At 63.2% G+C, this 22,182-nt stretch carries 19 protein-coding genes and 1 pseudogene; 3 read left to right on the top strand and 17 right to left on the bottom strand.

Annotation, left to right across the window (positions count from 1 at the left end; all coding sequences use genetic code 11):
• Nucleotides 1-134: 134 nt before the first annotated feature.
• Nucleotides 135-779: a DedA family protein gene (locus ACIPW4_RS26640; RefSeq protein WP_400663500.1), complete on the top strand. Its 645-nt coding sequence runs from the start codon at nucleotides 135-137 to the stop codon at nucleotides 777-779.
• 501 nt (nucleotides 780-1,280) lie between these two features.
• Here ACIPW4_RS26640 and ACIPW4_RS26635 read toward each other — a convergent pair.
• Nucleotides 1,281-1,907: pseudogene (locus ACIPW4_RS26635) on the bottom strand (sterol desaturase family protein); the annotation flags it as partial.
• A gap of 113 nt (nucleotides 1,908-2,020) precedes the next feature.
• On the opposite strand from ACIPW4_RS26635, the gene elbB reads away from it, so the two are divergent.
• Nucleotides 2,021-2,686: an isoprenoid biosynthesis glyoxalase ElbB gene (gene elbB, locus ACIPW4_RS26630; protein ID WP_400663497.1), complete on the top strand. Its 666-nt coding sequence runs from the start codon at nucleotides 2,021-2,023 to the stop codon at nucleotides 2,684-2,686.
• On the opposite strand, the gene ACIPW4_RS26625 is transcribed toward elbB, so the two are convergent.
• From ACIPW4_RS26625 to ACIPW4_RS26580, 10 genes are all read right to left on the bottom strand, one after another.
• Nucleotides 2,687-3,139: a YaiI/YqxD family protein gene (locus tag ACIPW4_RS26625; RefSeq protein WP_060513176.1), complete on the bottom strand. Its 453-nt coding sequence runs from the start codon at nucleotides 3,137-3,139 to the stop codon at nucleotides 2,687-2,689.
• Nucleotides 3,140-3,267: 128 nt separating this feature from the next.
• Nucleotides 3,268-5,211 carry an FTR1 family protein gene (locus ACIPW4_RS26620; RefSeq protein WP_400663494.1) on the bottom strand — a complete coding sequence of 648 codons (1,944 nt, stop codon included), beginning with the start codon at nucleotides 5,209-5,211 and terminating at the stop codon, nucleotides 3,268-3,270.
• Nucleotides 5,212-5,491: 280 nt separating this feature from the next.
• Complete coding sequence (locus ACIPW4_RS26615; RefSeq protein ID WP_400663491.1) at nucleotides 5,492-5,776, bottom strand: helix-turn-helix domain-containing protein; 285 nt, start codon at nucleotides 5,774-5,776, stop codon at nucleotides 5,492-5,494.
• Between the two features lie 94 nt (nucleotides 5,777-5,870).
• Nucleotides 5,871-6,068 carry a hypothetical protein gene (locus ACIPW4_RS26610; protein WP_400663489.1) on the bottom strand — a complete coding sequence of 66 codons (198 nt, stop codon included), beginning with the start codon at nucleotides 6,066-6,068 and terminating at the stop codon, nucleotides 5,871-5,873.
• Between the two features lie 476 nt (nucleotides 6,069-6,544).
• On the bottom strand, nucleotides 6,545-7,963 hold the full coding sequence (locus ACIPW4_RS26605) for an efflux transporter outer membrane subunit (protein WP_400663486.1): 1,419 nt from the start codon (nucleotides 7,961-7,963) through the stop codon (nucleotides 6,545-6,547).
• A complete protein-coding gene (locus tag ACIPW4_RS26600) occupies nucleotides 7,960-8,835 on the bottom strand; it encodes an efflux RND transporter periplasmic adaptor subunit (RefSeq protein ID WP_400663483.1) in 876 nt (291 codons plus the stop codon). Before ACIPW4_RS26600 ends, ACIPW4_RS26605 begins: the two co-directional genes overlap by 4 nt.
• Complete coding sequence (locus ACIPW4_RS26595; RefSeq protein WP_016392395.1) at nucleotides 8,832-9,044, bottom strand: DUF1656 domain-containing protein; 213 nt, start codon at nucleotides 9,042-9,044, stop codon at nucleotides 8,832-8,834. Before ACIPW4_RS26595 ends, ACIPW4_RS26600 begins: the two co-directional genes overlap by 4 nt.
• The gene (locus tag ACIPW4_RS26590; RefSeq protein ID WP_400663479.1) at nucleotides 9,041-11,128 is read right to left on the bottom strand and encodes an FUSC family protein; all 2,088 of its coding nucleotides are present in this window, start codon (nucleotides 11,126-11,128) and stop codon (nucleotides 9,041-9,043) included. The genes ACIPW4_RS26595 and ACIPW4_RS26590 overlap by 4 nt, the downstream gene beginning before the upstream one ends.
• Nucleotides 11,125-11,577 (bottom strand): MarR family winged helix-turn-helix transcriptional regulator, encoded by a 453-nt coding sequence (locus ACIPW4_RS26585; RefSeq protein ID WP_400663476.1) that lies wholly within the window; start codon nucleotides 11,575-11,577, stop codon nucleotides 11,125-11,127. Before ACIPW4_RS26585 ends, ACIPW4_RS26590 begins: the two co-directional genes overlap by 4 nt.
• 106 nt (nucleotides 11,578-11,683) lie before the next feature.
• Nucleotides 11,684-12,478 (bottom strand): tetratricopeptide repeat protein, encoded by a 795-nt coding sequence (locus ACIPW4_RS26580; RefSeq protein WP_400663475.1) that lies wholly within the window; start codon nucleotides 12,476-12,478, stop codon nucleotides 11,684-11,686.
• A gap of 206 nt (nucleotides 12,479-12,684) precedes the next feature.
• Between ACIPW4_RS26580 and ACIPW4_RS26575 the strand changes: the two genes are divergently transcribed.
• Nucleotides 12,685-13,242 (top strand): WYL domain-containing protein, encoded by a 558-nt coding sequence (locus tag ACIPW4_RS26575; protein WP_400663473.1) that lies wholly within the window; start codon nucleotides 12,685-12,687, stop codon nucleotides 13,240-13,242.
• A gap of 116 nt (nucleotides 13,243-13,358) precedes the next feature.
• Here ACIPW4_RS26575 and ACIPW4_RS26570 read toward each other — a convergent pair whose 3' ends face one another.
• From ACIPW4_RS26570 to ACIPW4_RS26545, 6 genes are all read right to left on the bottom strand, one after another.
• Nucleotides 13,359-14,222, bottom strand: a complete 864-nt coding sequence (locus tag ACIPW4_RS26570; protein WP_400663471.1) for an ABC transporter permease — start codon at nucleotides 14,220-14,222, stop codon at nucleotides 13,359-13,361.
• 14 nt (nucleotides 14,223-14,236) lie between these two features.
• On the bottom strand, nucleotides 14,237-15,100 hold the full coding sequence (locus tag ACIPW4_RS26565) for an ABC transporter ATP-binding protein (RefSeq protein WP_400663469.1): 864 nt from the start codon (nucleotides 15,098-15,100) through the stop codon (nucleotides 14,237-14,239).
• A gap of 6 nt (nucleotides 15,101-15,106) precedes the next feature.
• Complete coding sequence (locus ACIPW4_RS26560) at nucleotides 15,107-16,126, bottom strand: ABC transporter substrate-binding protein (protein WP_400663467.1); 1,020 nt, start codon at nucleotides 16,124-16,126, stop codon at nucleotides 15,107-15,109.
• A gap of 17 nt (nucleotides 16,127-16,143) precedes the next feature.
• Nucleotides 16,144-17,043 carry a TauD/TfdA dioxygenase family protein gene (locus ACIPW4_RS26555; protein ID WP_400663465.1) on the bottom strand — a complete coding sequence of 300 codons (900 nt, stop codon included), beginning with the start codon at nucleotides 17,041-17,043 and terminating at the stop codon, nucleotides 16,144-16,146.
• A 187-nt stretch (nucleotides 17,044-17,230) separates the two neighbouring features.
• Nucleotides 17,231-17,572 (bottom strand): tryptophan synthase subunit beta, encoded by a 342-nt coding sequence (locus ACIPW4_RS26550; RefSeq protein WP_400663547.1) that lies wholly within the window; start codon nucleotides 17,570-17,572, stop codon nucleotides 17,231-17,233.
• Between the two features lie 152 nt (nucleotides 17,573-17,724).
• On the bottom strand, nucleotides 17,725-22,182 hold a 4,458-nt coding region (locus ACIPW4_RS26545), incomplete at its 5' end, for a beta strand repeat-containing protein (protein ID WP_400663463.1).

Here is a 22,182-nt window from a genome sequence, read left to right as displayed (position 1 = left end):
CTTCGCGCAAGCTGCGACTTAAGGCTGCCGGTATTGTCCGTGTAGGAATAGTTCACGTCGAGACACATTTGGACACTTTCACGAATGCGCGCGAAGGGGTAGGCTGCGCGTTCATTTCGCCAGCACCTCAGAAAATGCTCCAACAATTCCTGCAGGATTTCGGCTACTTTGCCCTTTTTCTAGGCACCTTCTTCGAAGGCGAGACCATTCTGGTTCTTGCGGGATTTCTTGCGTTCCGCGAGTACATGGATATCAAGCTGGTGGTCCTGGTGGCCTTCTGCGGCAGCTACGCCGGCGACCAGCTGTGGTACTTCATGGGCCGACGGCATGGACGCAAGATCCTCGCGCGCAAGCCGCGCTGGCAGGCCATGGGTGACCGCGCGCTGGAGCATATCCGCCGCCACCCGGACATCTGGGTGCTGAGTTTCCGCTTCGTCTATGGCCTGCGCACGGTGATGCCGATCGCCATCGGCCTGTCCGGTTACCCGCCGCGCCGCTATCTGCTGCTCAATGGCATCGGCGCCGCCGTATGGGCCCTGGTGCTGGGCCTGGCGGCCTACCACTTCGGCGCCATCCTCGAAGGCATGCTGGGCAGCATCAAGAAGTACGAGCTATGGGTGCTCGGCGCCCTGCTGCTGCTGGGCGGCCTGCTGTGGCTGCGCCGGCGCTTCCGCACCCTGCGCGCCGAGCGCCGCGCGGCGACAGAAGAACAAGCCAACAGCGCTGAGCAGCAAGTAAAGACCGAGAAGCAGCCAGGACACGGGCACGACCAACGCTAAGCCCAGCGTGCCGGCCAGGCACAGCGCCGGCACCAGGGTCAACAGCCGCAACAGCTCCAGGCGCAGCGCCCACGGCCGGTTTTCCAGAACCGCACCCAGCACGAACAAGCCAAACGCCATCAACGACCAGCCGAGCACCAGTGCGGCACTCGGTACGCGTTCGGCCACGTCCATCAAGTAACTGCCCAACGCGATGTAGACGGCGAACTGCGCCGCTACGTACGCCTGCCACGCGCGGCCCAGGGCAATCTCGAACTTGCGGAACAACGCCAGGTTCTGCTTCGCCTGCGGATAAGCCGCCGCGACATCGGCCGGGCGCCAGCCGGTGGGCATGAACCAGATACGCAGCTTGTCCTTCCAGCTGCGAGTACGGCGGGCATCGCTGCACAGCTGGGCGTAGAACTGCAGGTTGGCCCACAGCGGATTCCAGCTGGCCAAGGGCGTGGTCACACCGAACACTACCGGCTCTGCCGGATCCTCTTCCTTGAACGTGCCGAACAGACGGTCCCAGAGAATGAACACCCCGCCGTAGTTGCGATCCAAGTAAGCAGGATTCTGCGCATGGTGGACGCGATGATTGGATGGCGTGATCAGCACCCACTCGAGCCAGCCCAGCTTGGGAATATGCCGGGTGTGCACCCAGAACTGGTACAGCAGGTTCAGCGAGGCCACGGTGATGAACACCACGGGCGGTACGCCGATCAGCGCCAGCGGCAGGTAGAAGATCCACGAGAAGATGAAGCCGCTGCTGGTCTGGCGCAGCGCCGTGGTGAGGTTGTACTCCTCGCTCTGATGATGCACCGAATGCGCCGCCCACAGCACGTTGCGCTCATGGCCCAGACGATGCAGCCAGTAGTAGCACAGGTCGTACAGCACGAAGGCCAGCAGCCAGACCCACACGGCGGTCTGCGGCAGGTGCAGCAGCGCCAGGTGCTCCCAGGCCAGCGCATAGGTCAACAGCCCTACACCTTTGGTCAACAGGCCGGTGCTGGTGGACAGCGCGCCGGTACTGAGACTGTTGATCGAATCGGCCAGGGTGAAGTTGCGCTGGCCGCGCACGCGGTCGGCGGCCAGCTCTACCGCAATCAGTACGAAAAAGAACGGCACGGCCAGCAGAATCAAGTCCATGGGCAAGGCTCTGGAAGGTTATCCACAGAGATTAGGATGCGCCCGCAGTAACCCCTATGGCCACATCTGCCAAACTAGAGGACATTTAGCGCCTCGAAAATGGAGTAATGAGCATGACCAAGAAAGTAGCGGTGATTCTGTCCGGTTGTGGCGTGTACGACGGAGCGGAAATCCACGAAAGCGTGATCACCCTGCTGCGCCTCGACCAGCGTGGTGCACAGGTGCAGTGCTTTGCGCCGAACATCGCGCAGATGCACGTGATCGATCATCTGACCGGTGAGGAAATGCCCGAGTCGCGCAATGTGCTGACCGAGTCGGCACGCATCGCCCGCGGCGAGGTGAAGGATATCCGCGAAGCCAAGGTCGAGGATTTCGACGCGCTGATCGTGCCGGGTGGCTTCGGTGTGGCGAAGAACCTGTCCAACTTTGCCGTGGAGGGCACCGAGTGCTCCGTGAACCCAGATGTGCTGGCCTTGACGGAAGCCTTTGCCGAGGCCTGCAAGCCGGTCGGCCTGATGTGCATTTCGCCGGCACTGGCCGCGAAAATCTACGGGCCTGGCGTGGTGTGCACCATCGGCGATGACGCGGACACTGCAGCAGCCGTGGAGAAGATGGGCGGCAAGCACGAAGCGTGCGATGTGCATGACATCGTCGAAGATGAGCAGCGCAAGTTGGTGACGACCCCGGCCTATATGGTGGCCAAATCGATCAGTGAAGCTGCCGGTGGCATCTACAAGCTGGTGGACCGGGTGCTGGAGCTGACCCACGAAGGGGAGTGATCAACCCTTGCTCAGGCGGGTGAGGATACGGTCCAGGGCATTGGCGAAGGCCTGCTTCTCGCGTTCGCCATAGGGCGCCTGCCCGCCGCCGACCTGGCCCTGTTCGCGCAGCTCGGTGAACAGGTTGCGCACGGCCAGGCGCTCGCCCATGTTGCGCTCGTCGAACTCACGGCCACGCGGGTCCAGGGCTGCCACACCCTTCTTGATCAGGCGGTCGGCCAGCGGCACATCGCTGCAGATCACCAGCTCGCCGGGCACGGCGTGTTCGACCAGGTAATCGTCGGCCGCGTCCATGCCGCTGGGCACCACGATCAGGCGGACGATCGCGAAGGCCGGCTTGGCCACGGCCTGGCCGGCGACCATGATGACCTCAAGCTGGCGCTTGAGGGCGAATTTGACGATCAGGTCCTTGGCTGCCTTGGGGCAGGCGTCGGCGTCGATCCAGATGCGCATTGCATATTTCCTCGAGAAAGCCGGGAGGGCTTTGCCCTCCTTTCGCGACACAAGGCCGCTCCTACAGAAGATCGCGATTTCCTGTAGGAGCGGCCTTGTGTCGCGATGGGCCGCGCAGCGGCCCCCGATCAATTAGCGGTAGCCCGGCGCTTCTCGGCCAGGCGACTACGCCCATACAACACCAGAATGGCCAGCAACGCCACCGCCTGCGCACTCAGCGAGTACAGGTCGGCGTGAATCCCCAGCCAGTCGAACTCGAAGAACGCCACCGGCCGCGTACCCAGCACGCCCGCCTCCTGCAGGGCCTTCACGCCATGCCCGGCGAACACCACCGACAGCGCGCAGAGCAGCCCGGCGTTGATACTGAAGAACAGCGACAGCGGCAGCTTCGCCGAGCCACGCAGGATTACCCATGCCAGGCCAACCAGCAGCACCAGTGCCGTGGCACCACCGGCCAGCACGGCCTGATGCCCGGCAGGGCCGGCCTGCAGCCACAGGGTCTCGTAGAACAGGATCACTTCGAACAGCTCGCGATACACCGAGAAGAACGCCAGCATGGCAAAGCCGAAGCGCCCGCCGCCGCTGACCAGGCTGCTCTTGATGTAGTCCTGCCAGGCGGCGGCATGGCGGCGGTCGTGCATCCACACGCCCAGCCACAGCACCATCACCGCAGCGAACAGCGCGGTGCAGCCTTCAAGCAGTTCACGCTGGGCACCACCAACGTCGATCACGTAGGCCGCCAGGGCCCAGGTGGCGAAGCCAGCGACCAGCGCCAGGCCCCATCCGATATTGACGCTGCGTACTGCCGACTGCTGGCCGGTGTTGCGCAGGAAGGCCAGGATCGCTGCCAGTACCAAGATTGCCTCAAGGCCTTCGCGCAGCAGGATCAGCAGCCCGGAAATGTAGCTCAGCGACCAGCTCAGGCCATCGCTGCCGAGCAGCTTGGCGGCCTGGTCGAGCTTGGTTTTCGCTTCGTTCAGACGCTGTTCTGCCTGGGCGACCGGCAGGCCGTCCTGCAGCGACTGACGGTAGGCCATCAGGGATTTCTCGGTGCTCTTGCGCGCCTCGGCATCGATGTTGTCCAGTGAGCTTTCAACCAGTTCGAAGCCTTCCAGGTATGCCGCTACCGACAGGTCGTACGCCTGGTCGTGATCACCCGCGCGGTAGGCGGCCAGGCTCTTGTCCAAGGTGCTGGACGTGTATTCGAGCAACTGCGCCGGGCCGCGCTTGACCTGCGGCGGCTGGGCACGCTGGGCGCGGAATGCCTCGACCGAGGCTGCGCCTTCATTGGCGACGACTTCGGCCGGTGTCTGGCGGGCCAGGTCGGCGATGTTCCAGGTCTTGTCGCCCTTGGCAGCTTCAGGCGTGGCCGTAAAGCTGGCGATGTAGGCCGCCACATCCCAACGCTGGCGCTCATCCAGCTGGTCGGCGAAGGACGGCATCTCGGTGCCGTCCACGCCCAAGGCCAGGGTGTTGTAAAGGTCGAACAGGCTCAGCTGGTCGAGGCGCGCGGTGTCACGCAGGTTGGCCGGTGCAGGTTCCAGGCCGACACCCGCCGGGCCGTCACCGGCACCGGTATCGCCGTGACAGATCGAGCAGTTCTGCGCATACAGCGAGGCGCCACGGGCAGGGTCCGGGGTGATTACCGGGGCCTGGCTGACCTCGTAGGCCACCGCCAGGCGGGCACCCAGCTGGCGGGCCTGCTTGGCTACCGCTGCGCCGTCCTGGCGCTGGTCGATGGCCTGGCGCAGCGCCTGCACACCTTGCTGAAGGCCGGCTTGCTCGGGATTGGCTGGCAGGCCCTTTACCAAGTCTGCAAGCACGGTGCTGAATTCTTGCTGCTCGCGATATTCACCGTCGTCAATGACTTTGCCGTTTGCCACGGTCGGGGGATAGTCGGCCCCGATGTAATCCAGCAAATGCAGGGCTTTTGCGGCCTCGGCGGGCGCCTCGGCCTGCACGAGGGTGCTGCACAGCGCCAGCACCGGGCCGAGCAGAACGGCCGGTAACCAGGCGAGCAGACGGGAACGGGTTTTCATGGCCAGTCTCGGAGGGGATGCGAAAGAGAACATTGTTCACTTCCACTTTGCTTCGCTCAAGGGTTGGCGATGGATTTCATGAAAAATCTTGCAACAAGTTCTAAAGAGGGCGTGCCGACAATCCGACTCGTCATCGACACCCTGGAGTGAGGAAAAAATGGGCAAATTCCTCAAAAATCACAATTTTCCGAGACGAATCAGAAAAAAAATTCTAAATGAGCTCAATGTGAGGATTTCCGTGGTGGAAACTGTCCGCTAGTGCCATGTGAGCCCCAAGGAAAAGCAGCTGCCCAGCACCTTGGCGATTTGAGACTTACGCCGCTTTCTCCCTTACCGTGAAGTCCACCTCCAAATCTGCGTTAGCCAGCAGGTTCACCAGCGCATCCAATGAAAACTTATCGATCTTGCCGTTGAGCAATTCGCTCAGGCGCGGCTGCGTGACATGCAACCGCTTAGCCGCTTCCTTTTGCGGAAGATCCCATGCACGCACGGCCTTGGTCAGTGCGAGCATCAGCTTGGAGCGCAGCCGCAGGTTCTCGGCCTCTTCGGCCGAGTCAACCAACGCATCCCATACCGATGTTGAGATTTCGTTTGCCATTGTTAAATTCCTCTGTGTGTAGATCCAGACGTTTGATGTGCTCGCATTCATGGCTCGCCCTGACCAAGGCGCCGAATCACGCTGCTCCATCCGTCTATCTCAAAGGCATGGCGTCGCGGCGCGGGCCTGGTTCGCTGTCTAGCAGGACGCTGTAGGTTTGCTGCACGGTGAGGGTCAGGGCATGGACCAGCGCGTCGCATCGCTCGGTGCTGGGCGGGTCGATGAGCGAGAAACCGGGGATTTCGGGTTGGGGGATAGCGGTTGGAGGTGGGTCGGGTACTAGCTTTTTCATGTCGGAACTCCGTATGAGAAATGTCACTGCACTTCTTTTCGTCTCACGGAATTGGGTGGCAGTCGTGCACGGTGTGAGACCCGGGACATACGGTAACCCCGGCCAGGCCAAAGCCTGTCCGCACACGACCGCCATGAAGCGGTGCTACCGAATGTAAACCGGGTGTCTCACGCCCGATCGCCTTGCGAGGCGACCCAGGGACAGTAGTCCGGGAGCACTTCCCAGCCAAGACAGCACCTTCCGACAGGTGCCGTAGGATAATTCGACATGGAGCCAGAACTGAAGCATTTGGTTTCAGGTTCGGAAATGTCTTACGGCAGAGAACTTCAGTGGATTCAGGAGGTGCCTGCCGACAGGTTTGCAGCGCCTATGAGATCGAGCGCCGCGGGGGCGGCGCTCGATCTCACAGGCGCTGAAGATGCCATGGCAGACACCTGTCAGCCCTCCCCCAATCTCCTGTCAAACACCCTCCAGCCTCACCGCTTCCCAGCGTCCTTCCACCCCCCACCCAACGCCAAAAACACCCCAATCTGCCCCACCGCCACCTGGCTATTGGCCGCCGCCAACTGCGCTCGCACATCGGTATAGGTCCGCGTCGCCTGCAAATCCGCCAGGAACGACTCACGCCCCGCCTGGTAATAACGGTGGGTCTGATCCGCCGCTTCTTTCGCCGACTTCTCCGCCTCGGCCAGTGCATCACGCCGGTCCAGCAAGGCGCTGTACTGCGCCAGACGGGTCTGGGTCTCGCGAATGGCGTTCAGCACCACCCCATCGAAATGCGCCAGAGCCGCCTGGGTCGAGGCTTCCGCCATGCGAATACGTGCGCGGGTGCCGTTGGTCGGGATGCTCCAGCTGATCTGCGGGCCAAAGCCCCAGCGGTTGGTCGACGGATCGCCGAGGTCTTCGAGAATACCGATGGTACCGACCTGGGCACCGATGCTGATGTCCGGATAAAGCGCACCGGTCGCCACACCAATCTCTGCGGTCGCCGCCGCGAGCTGGCGCTCGGCCTGGCGCACGTCAGGACGGCGCTTGAGCAGGGCCGCACCGTCACCCACCGGCACCAACTGGTTCAGGTGCGGCAACTCGGCACAATCAGCCGTGCCGGCAGGCAACTTGTCCACAGGCTTGGCCAGCAATGCCGCCAGGGTATACATGCCCGTTTCGCGCTCAGCCTTGAAACGTGGCAGTTCGGCGCGCAACGACTTGAACTGGGTCTGCGAGCGGGTGACCTGGGTTTCATCGCCACGTCCCGCATCACGCAACCGCTGGTTGAGTTTCACGCTCTGCTCCTGCAAATCGAGCGACTCGCGAGCGATGTGGTACTCCTCGTTGGCCGAGCACACCTGGGTGTAGGCCTTGACCACGTCGGCCACCAGGGTGATACGCGCGGTATCGGCGGCAGCCTGCACAGCGTCGGCGTTAGCCTTGGCGGCCTCGGTGCCGCGCTTGAAGGTGCCCCACAGATCGAACTGGTATGAGGCGCTGATGATCGCCTCGCCGATGTTGGCCACCGGCACCTTCTCCGGCAGCAGGAACGCCTGGCCGGACTCCTGCAGGCGCTGGGCACCGGCTTTGATGCCGCCGTTGAAGCCGCCCTGCGACTCGGCCACTTCGACCTGCGCACGAGCCTTGGCGATATTGGCCGCGGCCACGCGCAGTTGGGTGTTGGCACTCAACGCCTGGCGCACCAGCTCGTTGAGGCGTTGATCCTGATACAGCTGCCACCAGTCCTCGGGCACCGGTGCCGACACCACGCTGTCGGCGTCCTGGCGCAACGGGCCGTTGAGGTCGCTGCGTTGCACCGCCGCGTCCTTCGGCACTTCGTAGTCCGGGCCGACCATCATGCAGGCCCCCAGGGACAGGCAGAACCCCGCCAGGATCAGCTGTTTCATGGACGCTGGCCCTCGAGGATAGACACGGTGGCGGTACGCCCGGCGATCATGCGGAAGTCTTGCGGCACTTCGTCGAAGGCGATGCGCACCGGAATGCGCTGGGCCAGGCGCACCCAGCTGAACGCCGGGTTGACGTTGGGCAGCAGGTTGGCGCCGCTGACGCGGTCGCGGTCTTCGATGCCGGCGGCGAAGCTCTGCACGTGGCCGCGCAGGCGGGTGTTGTCGCCCATCACGCGGATGTCCACGGCGTCTCCGATGTGGATACCGCCGAGCTTGGTCTCCTCGAAGTAGCCATCGACGTGGTACGAGGCACTGTCGACCACCGACAGCACCGGGCGGCCGGCAGTGACGAATTCGTGGTTACGTGGAGCGCGGTCGTTGAGGTAGCCATCTACCGGGCTGCGCACCACCGAGCGGTCGAGGTTGAGCTGGGCGGTGTCGACCGCCACCTGGGCCTCGCTGACCGCAGAACGGGCGCGGGCCTCGCGGGACTGGCTCTCTTCCAGCTGCTCGGCCGCCACCAGGTTGCCCAGCTTGCGGTTGCGCTGCGCCTCACGCGAGGCCTGGGCCAGGGTCTCCTGGCGCTCGCCAAGGGTGGCCTTGGCTTGGCGCAAGGCCAGGGTGAAGCGGTCCTGGTCGATGGTGAACAGCACGTCACCGCGTTTGACGGTCTGGTTGTCGCGCACCTCGACCTTCTGGATCAGGCCAGACACGTCCGGGGCGATCTGGATCACATCGGCGCGGATGTGGCCGTCACGGGTCCAGGGGGCGAACATGTAGTACACCACCATCTGCCACACGAGCACGGCGGCGAAGGTCACTACCAGCAGGGTCAGGACCACGCGGCCCAGGGTCAGCAAAGGTTTTTTCATGGCAGCATCAGGCTTCGGCAAAAGTGGTCGACCGCGCCCAGCAGCACGGCATACAGGGCAACGTTGAACAGCGCCCGGTGCCAGACCAGGCGATAGAAGTGCAGGCGCACCAGCACCGCGTGCACCCCCAGGAACAGCAGGTAGGTGCCAAACATCATCACCAGCAACGTGGGCAGGAACACCCCGCTGATATCCAGTTCACCGATCACAGGGGCGCTCCGTCGAGTCCGGGGGGCAGTTGCGGTTGTTCGGCAGGCTCGAGCATCACCTCGACACCCGGCAGCAAGGCCAGGCGCAGGCCAGCCAGGGCATGCAGCAGATGAGTACGGGCGTCACCGCGTTCGTACAACTCATCGAGGTTGAGCGCCAGGCGCGCGCGTTCCATGTTACGCAGCAGCGCGGCCGGGGCATGCAGGCGCTCCCCGGCGCGCAGGCAGGCGGCGTAATGGGCGCCGACCTCCTCGATCACCGTGCCCAGGCGCTCGCGGGCCTGTTGGCCAGCGCGTGGCAGGTGGGCCAGCAGGTCGAGCAGGTTCAGCCCCACGCGCAGGTCGCGCAGCGCCACGCCACTGTCCTGGCCGGTCTGCGACAAGCGTGGCAGGTGCTGCATCAGGCGGTCGAGCATCTGCACACCCACCTGGCGGTGCTCGGCCAGCGTCGCCGGTTCGGTCATCTCGACGATGTCGCGCCAGAGGAAGCGGGTCATGCGCTTGGCCGCAAGCTCCACGCCGAACGGGCGCATCACCAACGTCCAGATGAAGGCGAACAGCAGGCCCACAGGGCCGGCCAGGTTGGAGTTGAGAAAAGTGAAAAAGTCGGCGTCGTAGGCGCCCTGGATGCTGATGAACGTCGAGGTGTTGACGATGGTCAGCAAGGTACCGAGGTAAAAGCGCGGCTGCACGGTCAGGGTGCCGACGCAGATGAACGGGATGGCGAAGGCCAGCACCAGCATCGGGAAGTCGTGCAGGTTGGGCAGTACCAGGAACAGGTACAGGCTGGAGAAGATCACCGACATCAAGGTCCAGAAGAAGAACCGGTAGATCTGCGGCGCCGGGTCGTCCATGGCGGCAAAGAAGCTGCACGACACGGCGGCGAGGATCACCGCACTGGCGCCGTCGTTCCAGCCCAGGCCGATCCACAGGCCGCAAGCGACGACGATCGCCAGCACCGTGGACACCACCGAGTAAAGCATCAGGCCACGGTCGAAGAACGCCGTCAGGCGGCCCAGGCGCCAGTGGCGGTACACCGCGCGCCAAGGCTTGGGATCGTCGGTGCGCAGGGCGTGCTGCAGGGCGCAGCAGTCCTGCCACAGGTCGGCCCATTCGGTCAGGCGGTAGAGGGCGTTGGACAGCAGCAGCTCGGCGCGCTGGTCAAGCGCGGCGGCGCCGGGCTGCAGGCGATCGATCTGCTCGTGCAGGGCGGTCCAGCGGGCGATGGAGGCGTTGTCGGCGGTGCCCTTGAGCCATTCGCGGGCGGCCTCCAGCACTGGCTGGATCTGCGCGAAATGGGTCGGGGCGCGACCTTCGAGGGCGATCAGGGCGTCATCAAGGGCGTCGATCACCGGTAGCAGATGAATCATCCGTCCGCGCAGTTCACGGGCGTTCTTGAGCGTGTGCGGGCCCGCGCCCTCGTGGCCGAGCTGGCCGATCATCAGCTCCAGCGAATTGAACGTGGCGACCATCGCCCCGCGCATGCCGCCGACCTTGTCGGCGCTGGCTTCACGGGCGAGGTAGGTATCGCTGTAGCGGATTGCTTCGGTGAACCAGCTACCGGTGGCACCCACCACTACCGGGGCCAGCCGGCGTGGCCAGAAGATAGCACCGACCACCGCCGCGCAGACGATGCCCAGGCAAATTTCCTGGGCCCGGGAAGACGCCACGTCGAACACCGCCAGCGGGTTGTCGACCACTGCCAGGGCAATCATCGGCAGGGTATAGCCGGCCAGCATCAGCACATAGTTGTTGGCCGTGCGCAGGTTCAGCGAAAGGAACAACAAGGTCCCGGTCCACAGCGCGATGGCGATGCTCAGCAGCAGCGGTGACTGCACCAGCGGCGGCACGAAGAAGATCGCCCCGGCAGCACCGAGCAACGTACCCACGGCGCGATACACCGCCTTGGAGCTGGTCGGGCCGACGAAGGGGCTGGAGACGATGTAAACGGTGGCCATCGCCCAGTACGGCCGCGGCAATTGCAGCAGCAAGGCGATGTAGAGGGCGATCATCGAGGCGGCGAAGGTGCGCACGCCGTAGAACCAGTCGCGGGCCGGCGGCACCGAGCTGAAGAAACCGTTCATGCCACCCCGCCTGCAGTGCCCAGGCCTGCGGCCTCGAAGGCCCGCAACACACGCAGCGCGGCCTGCAGGTCGGCCTCGTCGAGGCCCTGCAGCACCTCATGGCGCACGCGCACCAGCTCGGCCTCGATGGTTTCGGCCAGGACGCGGCCTTCGGCGGTCAGGCTCAAGGCCTTGGCACGACGGTCCAGCGGGTCCTCGCTGCGGCACACCAGGCCAGCCCTGCACAGCTGGTCAAGCAGGCGCACCAGCGACGGGCTTTCCAGGCCGGCAGCCTGGGCCACGGCCACCTGGTGCACGCCGTCGCCCAGGCGCACGATCATCAGCAACGGTGCGGCGCAGGCCTCGGAAATACCGTAGCCGATCACGGCGTTGTGGCAGATGCGCCGCCAATGGCGAGCGGCAACCACCATGCCGCTGCTGACTTGCAGGCGCAGGGAGTCAATGGACATGTAGGGAACCAAAGATATTCATAGTTTGCTAACTATCAATATACGCCTGTGCCTCCCCCTGTCGTCAACCGCAGGCGACGGGAGACCTGAATGAATTTTTGTTCATTCAAGGCTGAATCTGGTCTTCCAGCTTCATGGTCAGGGCCAGGTTGCTGCCCATCTGCAGCGCCCGGTCACGCCATTGCTGGTAACGCGCCTCATCCCGACTGCTGAAATGCACCGCCAGCTCCTCGGCCGCTTGCATCACACCGGTGGTTGCCGCCAGCTCCAGCCAATACAGCGCGGCCTTGATGTCGGCATCAACGTACAAGCCATGCAACAAGCGGTAGCCGACCTCGAACCGGCAACGCGCCTCGCCACGCTCGGCGCCGCGCAAGAACCACTGGTAGGCCTGGCCCGGGTCCACCCGCCAGCCCAGCGCGGCATCACAGACTTCTTCTTCGTAGAGGTCACCCAACGCGGCAGCGGCATGCAGCATGCCCCGCTCGAAGGCCTGGCGATAGCACTCCTCGGCCTGTGCGTAGGAGGTTTCGACCCCTTTGCCGAAGTAGTGCTGCTGCCCGAGGTTGAACCACGCCGCCGCATTGCCCTGCAGCGCCGCCATGCGCAGCAGGTGCCGGGCCAGCGCGGTATCGGCCCGCCAGTACTTGCCATTGAGCCAGATCCAGCCGAGGTCGTTGAGGGCTGCCACGTTGCCGGCCAGTGCCTGCTGGCGCAGGTCGGAATACACCGCCTGCAGGTCGTGCGCCTCGTCCAGGCGGTTGACCAGCAGCGCGCGCTGGCTGGGCTGCCCTACCCCGGCAAACAGCCGCTGGCGCCTGCCGACGGGTGTCGGTGGGCAAACGACCTGCTCAGGCAGAAGACGGGCGAGCAGCGAATGGATATTGCTGACAGCAGACATGTTCATCCTCATTGAACGACCCACAGGCCCGACTACGGCTGTGATGAGGCGTGATTCTGCGCGACGTCACGTCAAAACCTGTCGCGAACGATTCGTGGCAAGGCAACCAATTGCACATTCATTGATCTGAACGAGTTATGGCTAATTGCCATGACCCGATCGAGCCGCCATGCTGTTGCGGCAAGCCTAGACAAGGACGTTATCTTTTGCCGTTCGCCACAACCCGCGCCACCCTCAGTCGTCAGTGGGCGCTGCTGCGCCAGTTACCCAGCCGTTCCCCAGGCATTACCAGCGCCGAGCTGGTGTGGCGCCTGCGCGATGTGGGCTTCAGCGTCAGCAAACGTACGGTGGAGCGGGACCTGAACGAGCTGTCGCTGATCTTTCCGCTGGAGCGCAATGACAAGAGCATTCCGTTTGGCTGGCATTGGTCGGCGAGCGTTGCTGGCGAATTGCGGGCCAATTTCGACCTGCAGGGGTATTTGCGTGGTGATTCGCTTCAGCCAGTGCAGGGTGAAGGGATCGAGATGCAGGCCTGGGTCAGCGACCCCTTGGCGCGGCAGTTGCGTGAAGCGCCGTTGAGCGTGGACATGCAGTTGATGGCGTTGGACCAAGGGCATCGGCTGCGGGCCACGGTGGAAGATGGCGGGCCATTGCGCTGGTGGGTGTTGGGCCAGGGGGAGGCGGTGGTGATCGAACAGCCCGCAGCATTGCGCGATGAGATTGCCAAGACATTGAGCAAGGCGGCTGCCCAGTACATGAGTTAGTCGCCTGTGCCGGCCTCTTCGCGGGCACGCCCGCTCCCACAGGGCCCGCGCAGTATCTGAAACTGTGGAGTACCTGTGGGAGCGGGCGCGCCCGCGAAAGGGCCCGCACAGGAAAACTACCTCTGCATGCCCCACCGCCGCACGGTCAACCGCTCCAGGGTGTTGAACACCAGCCCCTCGACCAGCAAGCCGATCAGGATCACCACCGCCAACCCGGCAAACACCTTGTCGGTGTACAGCTCGTTACGGTTCTGGAAGATGTACCAGCCCAGCCCGCCCTTGCCACTGCTGGCGCCGAACACCAGCTCGGCGGCGATCAGGGTGCGCCAGGCGAACGCCCAACCGATCTTCAGCCCGGAGAGGATCGACGGTAATGCCGCCGGCACCAGGATGTGCAGGACCAGCCGCAGCCCTTTCAGGCCGTAGTTGCGCCCGGCCATGCGCAAGGTTTCCGACACGCCGAGAAAGCCCGCATAGGTATTCAGTGCCAGCGCCCACAATACCGAATGCACCAGCACGAAGATCAGGCTGTTGTCACCCAGCCCGAACCACAGCAACGCCAGCGGCAGCAAGGCAATGGCCGGCAATGGGTTGAACATCGAGGTCAGGGTACCGAGCAGATCACGCCCGAGCTGGGTCGACACCGCCAGGCTGGTCAGGCCGAAAGCCAGCACGATGCCCAGCAGGTAACCCTTGAGCAGAATCACCAGCGACACGCCGACCTTGGCCGGCAGCTCGCCACTGAGCAGGCCGTCCCACAGCGCAGCGGCGGTTTGCAGGAAGGTCGGCAGCAGCAGGTCGTTGCCCTGGTAGCGGGCGATCCCTTCCCACAAGGCGGCGATCACCACCAGGATCACGACCTTGCGCAGCCAGCCGTGCTGCCAGAGGCGCTGGGCCAAGGGTAGATTGCGTTCCACAGGCACACTGAGCAAAGGCTGCAGCTGCACCTCGTATTCCTGGCGTACAGGGGTAGGGGTCATGGCTGAAGCTCCTGTCAGTAGGCGATGCGGATGTCGTTGAAGCCCAGGTTATCTGCCGGCTCAGGGGCTTCGGCCTCGTCGAACAGCAAGCGGTGAATGCGCCGCGCACTGGCCTGGAAGTCTGCACCACCGAGGCTGCCGAGGTCGTACTGATGGCTGTGCACCTCGGCCCGTACCCGGCCCGGATGGGGCGACAGCAGCAGGATGCGGTTGCCGACCACCAACGCCTCCTCGATGGAGTGGGTGACGAACAGCAAGGTGAAGCGCACTTCCTCCCACAGCAGCAGCAGTTCTTCCTGCATCTTGCGCCGGGTCAGCGCATCGAGCGCGGCGAACGGCTCGTCCATCAGCAGGATCTTCGGCTGGGTGGCCAGCGCCCGGGCGATCGCCACGCGTGCCTTCATCCCGCCCGACAGCATGTGCGGGTAAACATCGGCAAAGGCGGCCAGGCCGACCTTGTCCAGGTAATGCTGGGCCCGCTCCTCAGCCTCGGCACGCTTGAGCTGGCCAGACACCAGCAGCGGGAACATGACATTTTCTTTCACTGTCTTCCACGGCGGCAGCTGGTCGAACTCCTGGAACACCACAATGCGGTCAGGCCCGGGGCCTTTGACCGGCTGGCCCTGCAACAGGATCTGCCCTTCCCGGGGGTCGATGAATCCGGCCACGGCCTTGAGCAAGGTGGACTTGCCGCAGCCCGACGGGCCCAGCAGGACGAAACGGTCGGCGCGGTCGACTTCGAAGCTGACCTGGTGGGTGGCCCGCACCACGCGCTGCGCAGTGCGGTATTCCAGGCTCAGGTTGTCCACATGGAGCAATGGCGGTGTAGCGACACGGCTCAGGTTGCTGGCCGTGTGGCCTGGCAAAGGGGCGGTCATGGTCGGTCAGCTCCCCTGCAGCGGGCGTTCATCCTGGAAGAAGTAATCTTTCCATGACGCCGGCTTGTGCTTGATGGCGCCGACCCGATACAGGAACTCGGCCAGCTTGTAGGTGTTTTTCGGCGTGACGGTGAATTCGTACTGCGGGTTGTCGATCAGCTTGATCAGCGCGTCGCGGTCGATCTTGGCCTTGGTCACGCGGATGTAGGTATCCGCTGCTGCGGCCTTGTCCTTCTGAGCAAAATCCGCCGCCTCGGCCAGGGCATCGACGAAGGCCTTGTAGGTCTTGGGGTTGTCTTTGCGGAATTTCTCGGTGGCGAACAGCAGGGTCGGCGAGTTGGGGCCGAGCAGGTCATAGCTGTTGAGCACCACATGCACGTCCTTGTTGGCCAGCGCCTGGTCCTGGAACGGCGGGTTGGAGAAGTGCCCGTTCAGTTCGGTGCCGCCGGCCAGCAGCGCGGCGGTGGCATCCGGGTGCGGTATGGCCAGGGTGTACTTGTCGAGGCGGTTGTATTCCTTGTCGCCCCACTGCTGGGCGGCGGCGTATTGCAGGAAGCGCGACTGCACCGACACACCCACCGCAGGCACGGCGATGCGGTCCTTGTCGGAAATGTCGGCGATGGTCCTCACGTTCGGGTTGCTGCTGACCAGGTAGTACGGGAAGTTGCCCAGAGAAGCCACGGCCTTGACGTTCTGCCGGTCCTTGGTGCGGTCCCACACGGTCAACAGCGGGCCGACTCCGGCCCCGGCGATGTCGACCGAGCCGGACAACAGCGCGTCGTTGATCGCCGAGCCCCCGGACAGCTGGGCCCAGTCGACTTCGATGTCGATGCCCTGCTCTTTACCGTGCTTCTCGATCAGGTGCTGGTCACGCACCACGTTGAGCAGCAAGTAGACGATGCCGAACTGCTCGGCGATGCGAATTTTGCCTTCGGCTTGTGCCACGGCGGGTGCCGCCAGGCTGCCGACAACCAGGCTGGCGCCCAGGCCGAAGCTTGCCGCCAGGCGGCTGATGGATTTGCGCATGATGAATTCCTCAGTCGTCAGTACGGGGCATCGCCCTGGATGGTGGTCCGGAACAGTTTGCGTCGCAGGTGCGCGGGGCAACCGGTGGCCAGGTGGATCAGCGAGCGGTTGTCCCAGAACACCAGGTCGTGGGGCTGCCACTGATGGCGGTAGATGTTTTGCTCGAGCACGCTCAGTGCATACAGCTGCTGCAGCACGTCGCGGCTTTCATCATCGGGCAAACCGACGATGCGGGTGGTGAATCCTTCGCTGACGAACAGTGCCTTGCGGTGGTTTTCCGGGTGGGTGCGGACCACCGGGTGGATGACTTCCTTGACCTGCGCCAGTTGCTCGGCGGTCAGGGTCGGGCGCCAGTTGCCCTCGAACTTGGTTTCGGCGTAACGGGCGGTGTAGGAATGAGCGGCACTGCGGCCCTCGACCAACTTGCGCAGGGCCTCGGGCACGGCGTCCCAGGCTTTGTGCATGTCGGCGAACAGGGTGTCGCCCCCTTCACTGGGCAGCTCCTGGGCGTGCAGCATGGAGCCGAGGCTAGGCAGCTCCTTGTACGACAGGTCCGAGTGCCAGAACTTGCCGGCATCGCCCAGGCCGATGTTCTGGCCGTGCTCGATGATGTTGGAGACGATCAGGATTTCCGGGTGGCCGGCAAGCAGGAACTGCTTGAGCACATGAATCTGCAACTCGCCGAAACGGCGGCTGAAGGCGATCTGTTGTTCCGGGCTGATGCGCTGATCACGGAACACCAGCACATGGTGGTCGAGGTGGGCGCGATGAATACGGGTGAAATCCTCGGCGGTGACCGGTTTGGCCAGGTCCAGGCCGATGATCTCGGCGCCGACGGCACCGGAGAACGGGCGTATTTCAAAGGGTTGCGGCTGGGCGCTGTCGATCGACGACAAGGCGTTCGAGGCGGCTGGCATGTGTCACTCCCACGCAGTGCGCGACTTCAATGGCGCGCAACGATCAGAAACGCACGGGGATTACCCGTGTGGGTTCAAGTCGTGCGGCGCATCGATTGGTCGACGGGTACGCAGTGGAGGTGACTATAAATGCATAAGAAAAATAATTTAAATATCTTTAATGCATAACCATATGAGCGTGAACCGCTCAGATCAGGCCGTGTTCCGCGTCGTCTTCGATGAGGTTGCTCAAGCCCCCCAGCGCCTTGCGCGCGGTCGAGCGATTGAGCAGTTTGGCCTGGGCGCCGGCCGGCAGATCAGTGATGCTGAGCACGCCTTTGGTGGTAAGCACGTCGATCAGGTCTTCCAGCACGCGGATCATGTCCAGGTCGCTCTGCTTGAGCTGACGCAGGCTGTTTTCCACGACATCGTCAGCGAACCAGTGCTGAACCTCGGCGTGGTCGGCGGTGAGGACTTCCGTGTGCCCGGGGAATGGGCTGGGCTCGACACGCTGCAGGCGGCCTTCGGGGTCGCGTTGTACGTAGATCAGGGCGTTGTCCAACGTCACGAGGGTACCTTTCGGGTGATTGCGCGAGAAATGGCAGGCGAGTATGCGCCGCCCGCCAGTCGCTGGGAAGCGCCTCACTTTTGGATCGAAGGGCCCCGACAGCGGCAGTCACCTGCCGCTGTCGGGGGCCAGCATCAGCTGTTGTGGTTGTCGATCTTGATCAGCGGATCGGCACCACCGACCAGCGAGTTGATCGTGGCGCTCGACCAATTGACCCCCTGCATGGTGATGGTGGTGTCAACGTGGTTAGCACCATCGGTCGCGTTCAGCTCACCTTTGCTGCTTACCTGCAGAACGGTCTCGCCATTGACGGTGGAGACCTTCAGGTAATCAGTGATGTTGCTGCCCTTCTCGCCCTGCAGCAGGTCGCTGAGGTCGAGGCGATCACCTTCGGACGCCTTGAAGTCGGTGACGATATCGTTGCCGGTATGCCCAGCCTTCCAGACGAACAGGTCCGCGCCGCTGCCGCCGGTGAGTGTGTCGTTGCCCTTGCCGCCGGTCAGGGTGTCGTTGCCGGCACCACCGAAGAGGATGTCGTTGCCGTCCGTGCCCAGCAGGGTGTCGTTGCCGCTGGTCCAGGCTGGGGTGGTGCCTGAACCCGGTGCGGTAATCGTCACGTACAGGTGCGCGGTGTCGGTGTCGCCATCGGGTTGGGTCAGCTTGTACTCGAATGCATCCACATGACCGGCATTTTCCTTGCTGCCAGTTGCCTGGTAGCTGTAGGAGCCATCCTTGTTGATGGTCAGCTCACCGTACTGGCCGGTGACCTTCATGCCAGCGGTGACATCCACCCAGCTTCCGTTGACCTTGACCGACAGGGTCGAGGTTTCACCGTTGCCGCCCCAGGTGTCGTTGTTGGCGACAGTGCCGGTGACGGGGCTGGCAGTCCACACGACACTGCTCGTTTCCGGGACATTGGCCTGGAAGTTGTCGACGGTGATGTAAGCGTTGCCGCCGCCACTCGTGTCATCGTGAACATTCAACTGAATACGGTACATCGCTCCGGCAGTAAGCGACTGGGTTTCAACAGAACCGTTGCCCCAGATCGAACCCTCTTGCACCGACTTCCAGGTCGCGCCGTTATCCACACTTTGCAACAGCGACCAGCCCGCTGTGTCCAGGGTGAACCAGCCGCCGTTCAAATTGGTGTCTGTGACCGCGAAAGAAAGGGTTTCGCCGCCGACTGCCTTGTAAGTCGGGGACGTTGCCTGCGCATCGCCATCACGACTGCCGTTCGTGTCGGTCAGCTTCAGAGCATTGCTGTTTCGCTGGGCATCGGCTGTGCTGCCGTTGACCGCAGTCGACGTCCAGTTACCGATTTTCCAAGGGTTGCTCTCGTTGCTCGAGAAGGTGGCCAATGTAGTGGTGTAGGACGCTGTCGTCACTTTCGACGAAACAAGGGTAGCCGTGGCATCGTCATTGGCCGCGATTGCATCGCTGCGGTCTTTGACAGTAAGCGTCAGGGTTGAAGACGCCGTCGAACCGTTGGCATCCCGAATGGTGAACTTCAGCTCAGCTGACAGATCGCTGGCAACGTCCTGGTTATCTTTGCCCGAGAACGTGTAGCTGCCGTCACCTTTGATGATTACTTTGCCTACGGTGCCCAAGTCGATGGTCTTGCTGTCGGTGGCGCTGGTGAAGGTGTAAGTCACGCCGCCGTACTGTACCGAAGCCAGTTTCCAGCCGTTGGCCGCCCAGCCGGCTGTGCCGCCGGTAGCATTGGCGGTGACATCGCCAGACACGGCGCTGCCGCCGATGCTGCCGACCAGCGCCTGGGTAAGCGCACTCAGCGAGGTATCCACCACCAGCACGTGATCATCGGCCGCGCCATTGGTGATCGAGGTAGTGGTTTCACCCGGTTTCCAGCCGATAGGCTCCAGGTAGTTCTTGTCCTGGTTACTCAGCCCACCGAAACCGACAGCGTAGGAATCGTTGAAGCCTTTGTTGTTCAGGAAGTTGATCCAGTTGCTCTCGTTGGCCGTGGCGTCGTTCGGCGCGCCGTCGGACATGAAGACACTCACCAGCTTGCTGCCGCCTGCTGGAGGGTTGGTGTAGTTGTTGGTAACCGCGTTCAGCGCCGCGGCGTAGTTGGTAGTACCGCCAGCGCTGAGGTTGTCGATGGCCTTGAGCGCATCGTCCAGATTGGTGAACCAACCGCCGTCCTTGCCGGAGCTGTGGAAAGTGGCCTTGTCGGCGAACGACACGATGAACACCGAATGCACGGTGCCCGACTGGAACAGGTTCTTGACCGCGTCCTTGAGCATTTCCAGGCGGCTGTTGTAAGGACCCGCGCCATCCGGGTCGCTACCACCAGCAACGCTACGTGGCCCCATGCTGCCCGAACGGTCGAGTACCAGGACTACGTCGGCGCCGCCGGCGGTACCGCTTTCGACGATGGAAGCCTTGGAGTCGGCAATCACCTGCGGGCCTTTGTCGTTGTCGAAGATCGTCCCGGTGGCCGAGTTCTGGCTGCCAACTGCCAGGTTCTCGTAGAAGTTGTTGTTGTCGACCACCTGCTTGATGGTGGCTGTCAGCGTTTCATCACTCTCGATCCGGGTGTCGTCGAACGTCTTCACGTTGAACGAGTAGCTGCTGTTGCCACCGGTGATGGTCACACTGTTCGGCAACGTGCCGACAACATCGGATGCATCAGCGCTGCCGCTCCACTCCAGGTTCACTGTTACCGATTTACCAGTTGCAACGGTTACGGCCTTGCCCGACGCGTCGACCAGGTCGACTTTGTAGGTGAAGGTGCCGCCTTCGGTGACCGAGCTGTTGACGATACTGATCTTGGCATAGACGGTGTCGATGGTATCGGCAATGTCGGCAGTCGCGGTGGCGCCCGTCTGGATCAGCTCGTAGTTGCCGCCAGTGCCACTGATGACAGTCGCTACCAGCTTGCTGGCGTCCTTGAACAGATCTTCGCTGTTAGGGTTCGGCACAGACAGAGTACCGCTGCCGTCAGCGAGGATATTCACGTCGTAATTGACACCACCTACTTTTACCACCAGCACGACCGGAGCGCTGCCGGATTGCGGCGGACGGCTCATCTGGAAGTCAAAGGTAACGTTGGCGTCAGCTTCTGTCGCGGGACGAGCAGTGATCGAGACAGTGACCGGGGTTTCGGTATCGTTGACCTGGACACTGCCAGTCGAGGCACCGATCTTCTCGTAGCCACCGCCAGTACCGCCCAGCACGTTAACAGTCAGGCTGCCGGCGTCGACGAAGACGTCTTCGCCGTTCGGGTTGGCCACAGTCAGCGAACCGTGACCGGTTGCGTCCAAAGTGACCTGGTGGGTGACGTCGCCGAACTTCACGTTCAGCACAACCGGATCGCTACCGGCACGTGGCGCGGTGCTCATCGCGAAGTTGAAGGTGATGTCCTGGCCTTCGTTGACCGGGTTAGCGGTCACGACTGCCGTCACTGGTGTTTCAGTGTCACGGACGTCAACAGTACCGGTGGAAGCGCCAATCTTCTCGTAACCACCGCCGGTGCCGCCCAGGACATTGACAGTCAGGCTGCCGGCATCGACGAATACGTCTTCGCCATTCGGGTTGGCAACGGTCAGCGAACCGTGGCCGGTTGCGTCCAGGGTGACCTGGTGGGTGACGGCGCCGAACTTCACGTTCAGGACGACAGGCTCGCTACCGGCACGCGGCGCGGTGCTCATCGCGAAGTTGAAGGTGATGTCCTGGCCTTCGTTGACCGGGTTAGCGGTCACGATTGCAGTCACTGGCGTTTCAGTGTCACGGACGTCAACAGTACCGGTCGAAGCACCGATTTTCTCGTAACCACCGCCGGTGCCGCCCAGCACATTGACGCTCAGGCTGCCGGCATCGACAAACACGTCTTCGCCATTCGGGTTGGCCACAGTCAGCGAACCGTGACCGGTTGCATCCAGGGTGACCTGGTGGGTGACGTCGCCGAACTTCACGTTCAACACGACAGGCTCGCTACCGGTGCGTGGCGCGGTGCTCATCACGAAGTTGAAGGTGATGTCCTGGCCTTCGTTGACTGGGTTAGCAGTCACAACTGCGGTGACCGGCGTCTCGGTATCGTTAACCTGGACGCTGCCAGTCGAGGCACCAATCTTCTCGTAGCCACCGCCGGTACCGCCCAGGACGTTGACGCTCAGGCTGCCGGCGTCGACGAACACGTCTTCGCCGTTCGGGTTGGCAACGGTCAGCGAACCGTGGCCGGTTGCGTCCAGGGTAACCTGGTGGGTGACGTCGCCGAACTTCACATTCAGCACGACTGGCTCGCTACCCGCGCGCGGGGCAGTGCTCATTGCGAAGTTGAAGGTGATGTCCTGACCTTCGTTGACCGGGTTAGCGGTCACAACTGCAGTGACTGGCGTCTCGGTATCGTTAACCTGAACGCTGCCCGTCGAGGCGCCAATCTTCTCGTAGCCACCGCCGGTACCGCCCAGGACGTTGACGCTCAGGCTGCCGGCGTCGACGAACACGTCTTCGCCGTTCGGGTTGGCAACGGTCAGCGAACCGTGGCCGGTTGCGTCCAGGGTGACCTGGTGGGTGACGTCGCCGAACTTCACGTTCAATACGACTGGCTCGCTGCCGGCACGCGGCGCGGT

The sequence above is a fragment of the Pseudomonas sp. NPDC089996 genome, from assembly GCF_044748405.1.
Taxonomy (GTDB): domain Bacteria; phylum Pseudomonadota; class Gammaproteobacteria; order Pseudomonadales; family Pseudomonadaceae; genus Aquipseudomonas.
This window is presented reverse-complemented; position numbering and strand designations above follow the sequence as displayed.

Coding starts and splice junctions, on each gene's coding strand:
- ACIPW4_RS26605 (WP_400663486.1), bottom strand. CDS start 7,963: ATGAAACAGCTGATCCTGGCGGGGTTCTGCCTGTCCCTGGGGGCCTGC.
- ACIPW4_RS26590 (WP_400663479.1), bottom strand. CDS start 11,128: ATGAACGGTTTCTTCAGCTCGGTGCCGCCGGCCCGCGACTGGTTCTAC.
- ACIPW4_RS26570 (WP_400663471.1), bottom strand. CDS start 14,222: ATGACCCCTACCCCTGTACGCCAGGAATACGAGGTGCAGCTGCAGCCT.
- ACIPW4_RS26555 (WP_400663465.1), bottom strand. CDS start 17,043: ATGCCAGCCGCCTCGAACGCCTTGTCGTCGATCGACAGCGCCCAGCCG.
- ACIPW4_RS26625 (WP_060513176.1), bottom strand. CDS start 3,139: ATGCGCATCTGGATCGACGCCGACGCCTGCCCCAAGGCAGCCAAGGAC.
- ACIPW4_RS26615 (WP_400663491.1), bottom strand. CDS start 5,776: ATGGCAAACGAAATCTCAACATCGGTATGGGATGCGTTGGTTGACTCG.
- ACIPW4_RS26565 (WP_400663469.1), bottom strand. CDS start 15,100: ATGACCGCCCCTTTGCCAGGCCACACGGCCAGCAACCTGAGCCGTGTC.
- ACIPW4_RS26610 (WP_400663489.1), bottom strand. CDS start 6,068: ATGAAAAAGCTAGTACCCGACCCACCTCCAACCGCTATCCCCCAACCC.
- ACIPW4_RS26585 (WP_400663476.1), bottom strand. CDS start 11,577: ATGTCCATTGACTCCCTGCGCCTGCAAGTCAGCAGCGGCATGGTGGTT.
- ACIPW4_RS26600 (WP_400663483.1), bottom strand. CDS start 8,835: ATGAAAAAACCTTTGCTGACCCTGGGCCGCGTGGTCCTGACCCTGCTG.
- ACIPW4_RS26560 (WP_400663467.1), bottom strand. CDS start 16,126: ATGCGCAAATCCATCAGCCGCCTGGCGGCAAGCTTCGGCCTGGGCGCC.
- ACIPW4_RS26620 (WP_400663494.1), bottom strand. CDS start 5,211: ATGTTCTCTTTCGCATCCCCTCCGAGACTGGCCATGAAAACCCGTTCC.
- elbB (WP_400663497.1), top strand. CDS start 2,021: ATGACCAAGAAAGTAGCGGTGATTCTGTCCGGTTGTGGCGTGTACGAC.
- ACIPW4_RS26640 (WP_400663500.1), top strand. CDS start 135: ATGCTCCAACAATTCCTGCAGGATTTCGGCTACTTTGCCCTTTTTCTA.
- ACIPW4_RS26580 (WP_400663475.1), bottom strand. CDS start 12,478: ATGTCTGCTGTCAGCAATATCCATTCGCTGCTCGCCCGTCTTCTGCCT.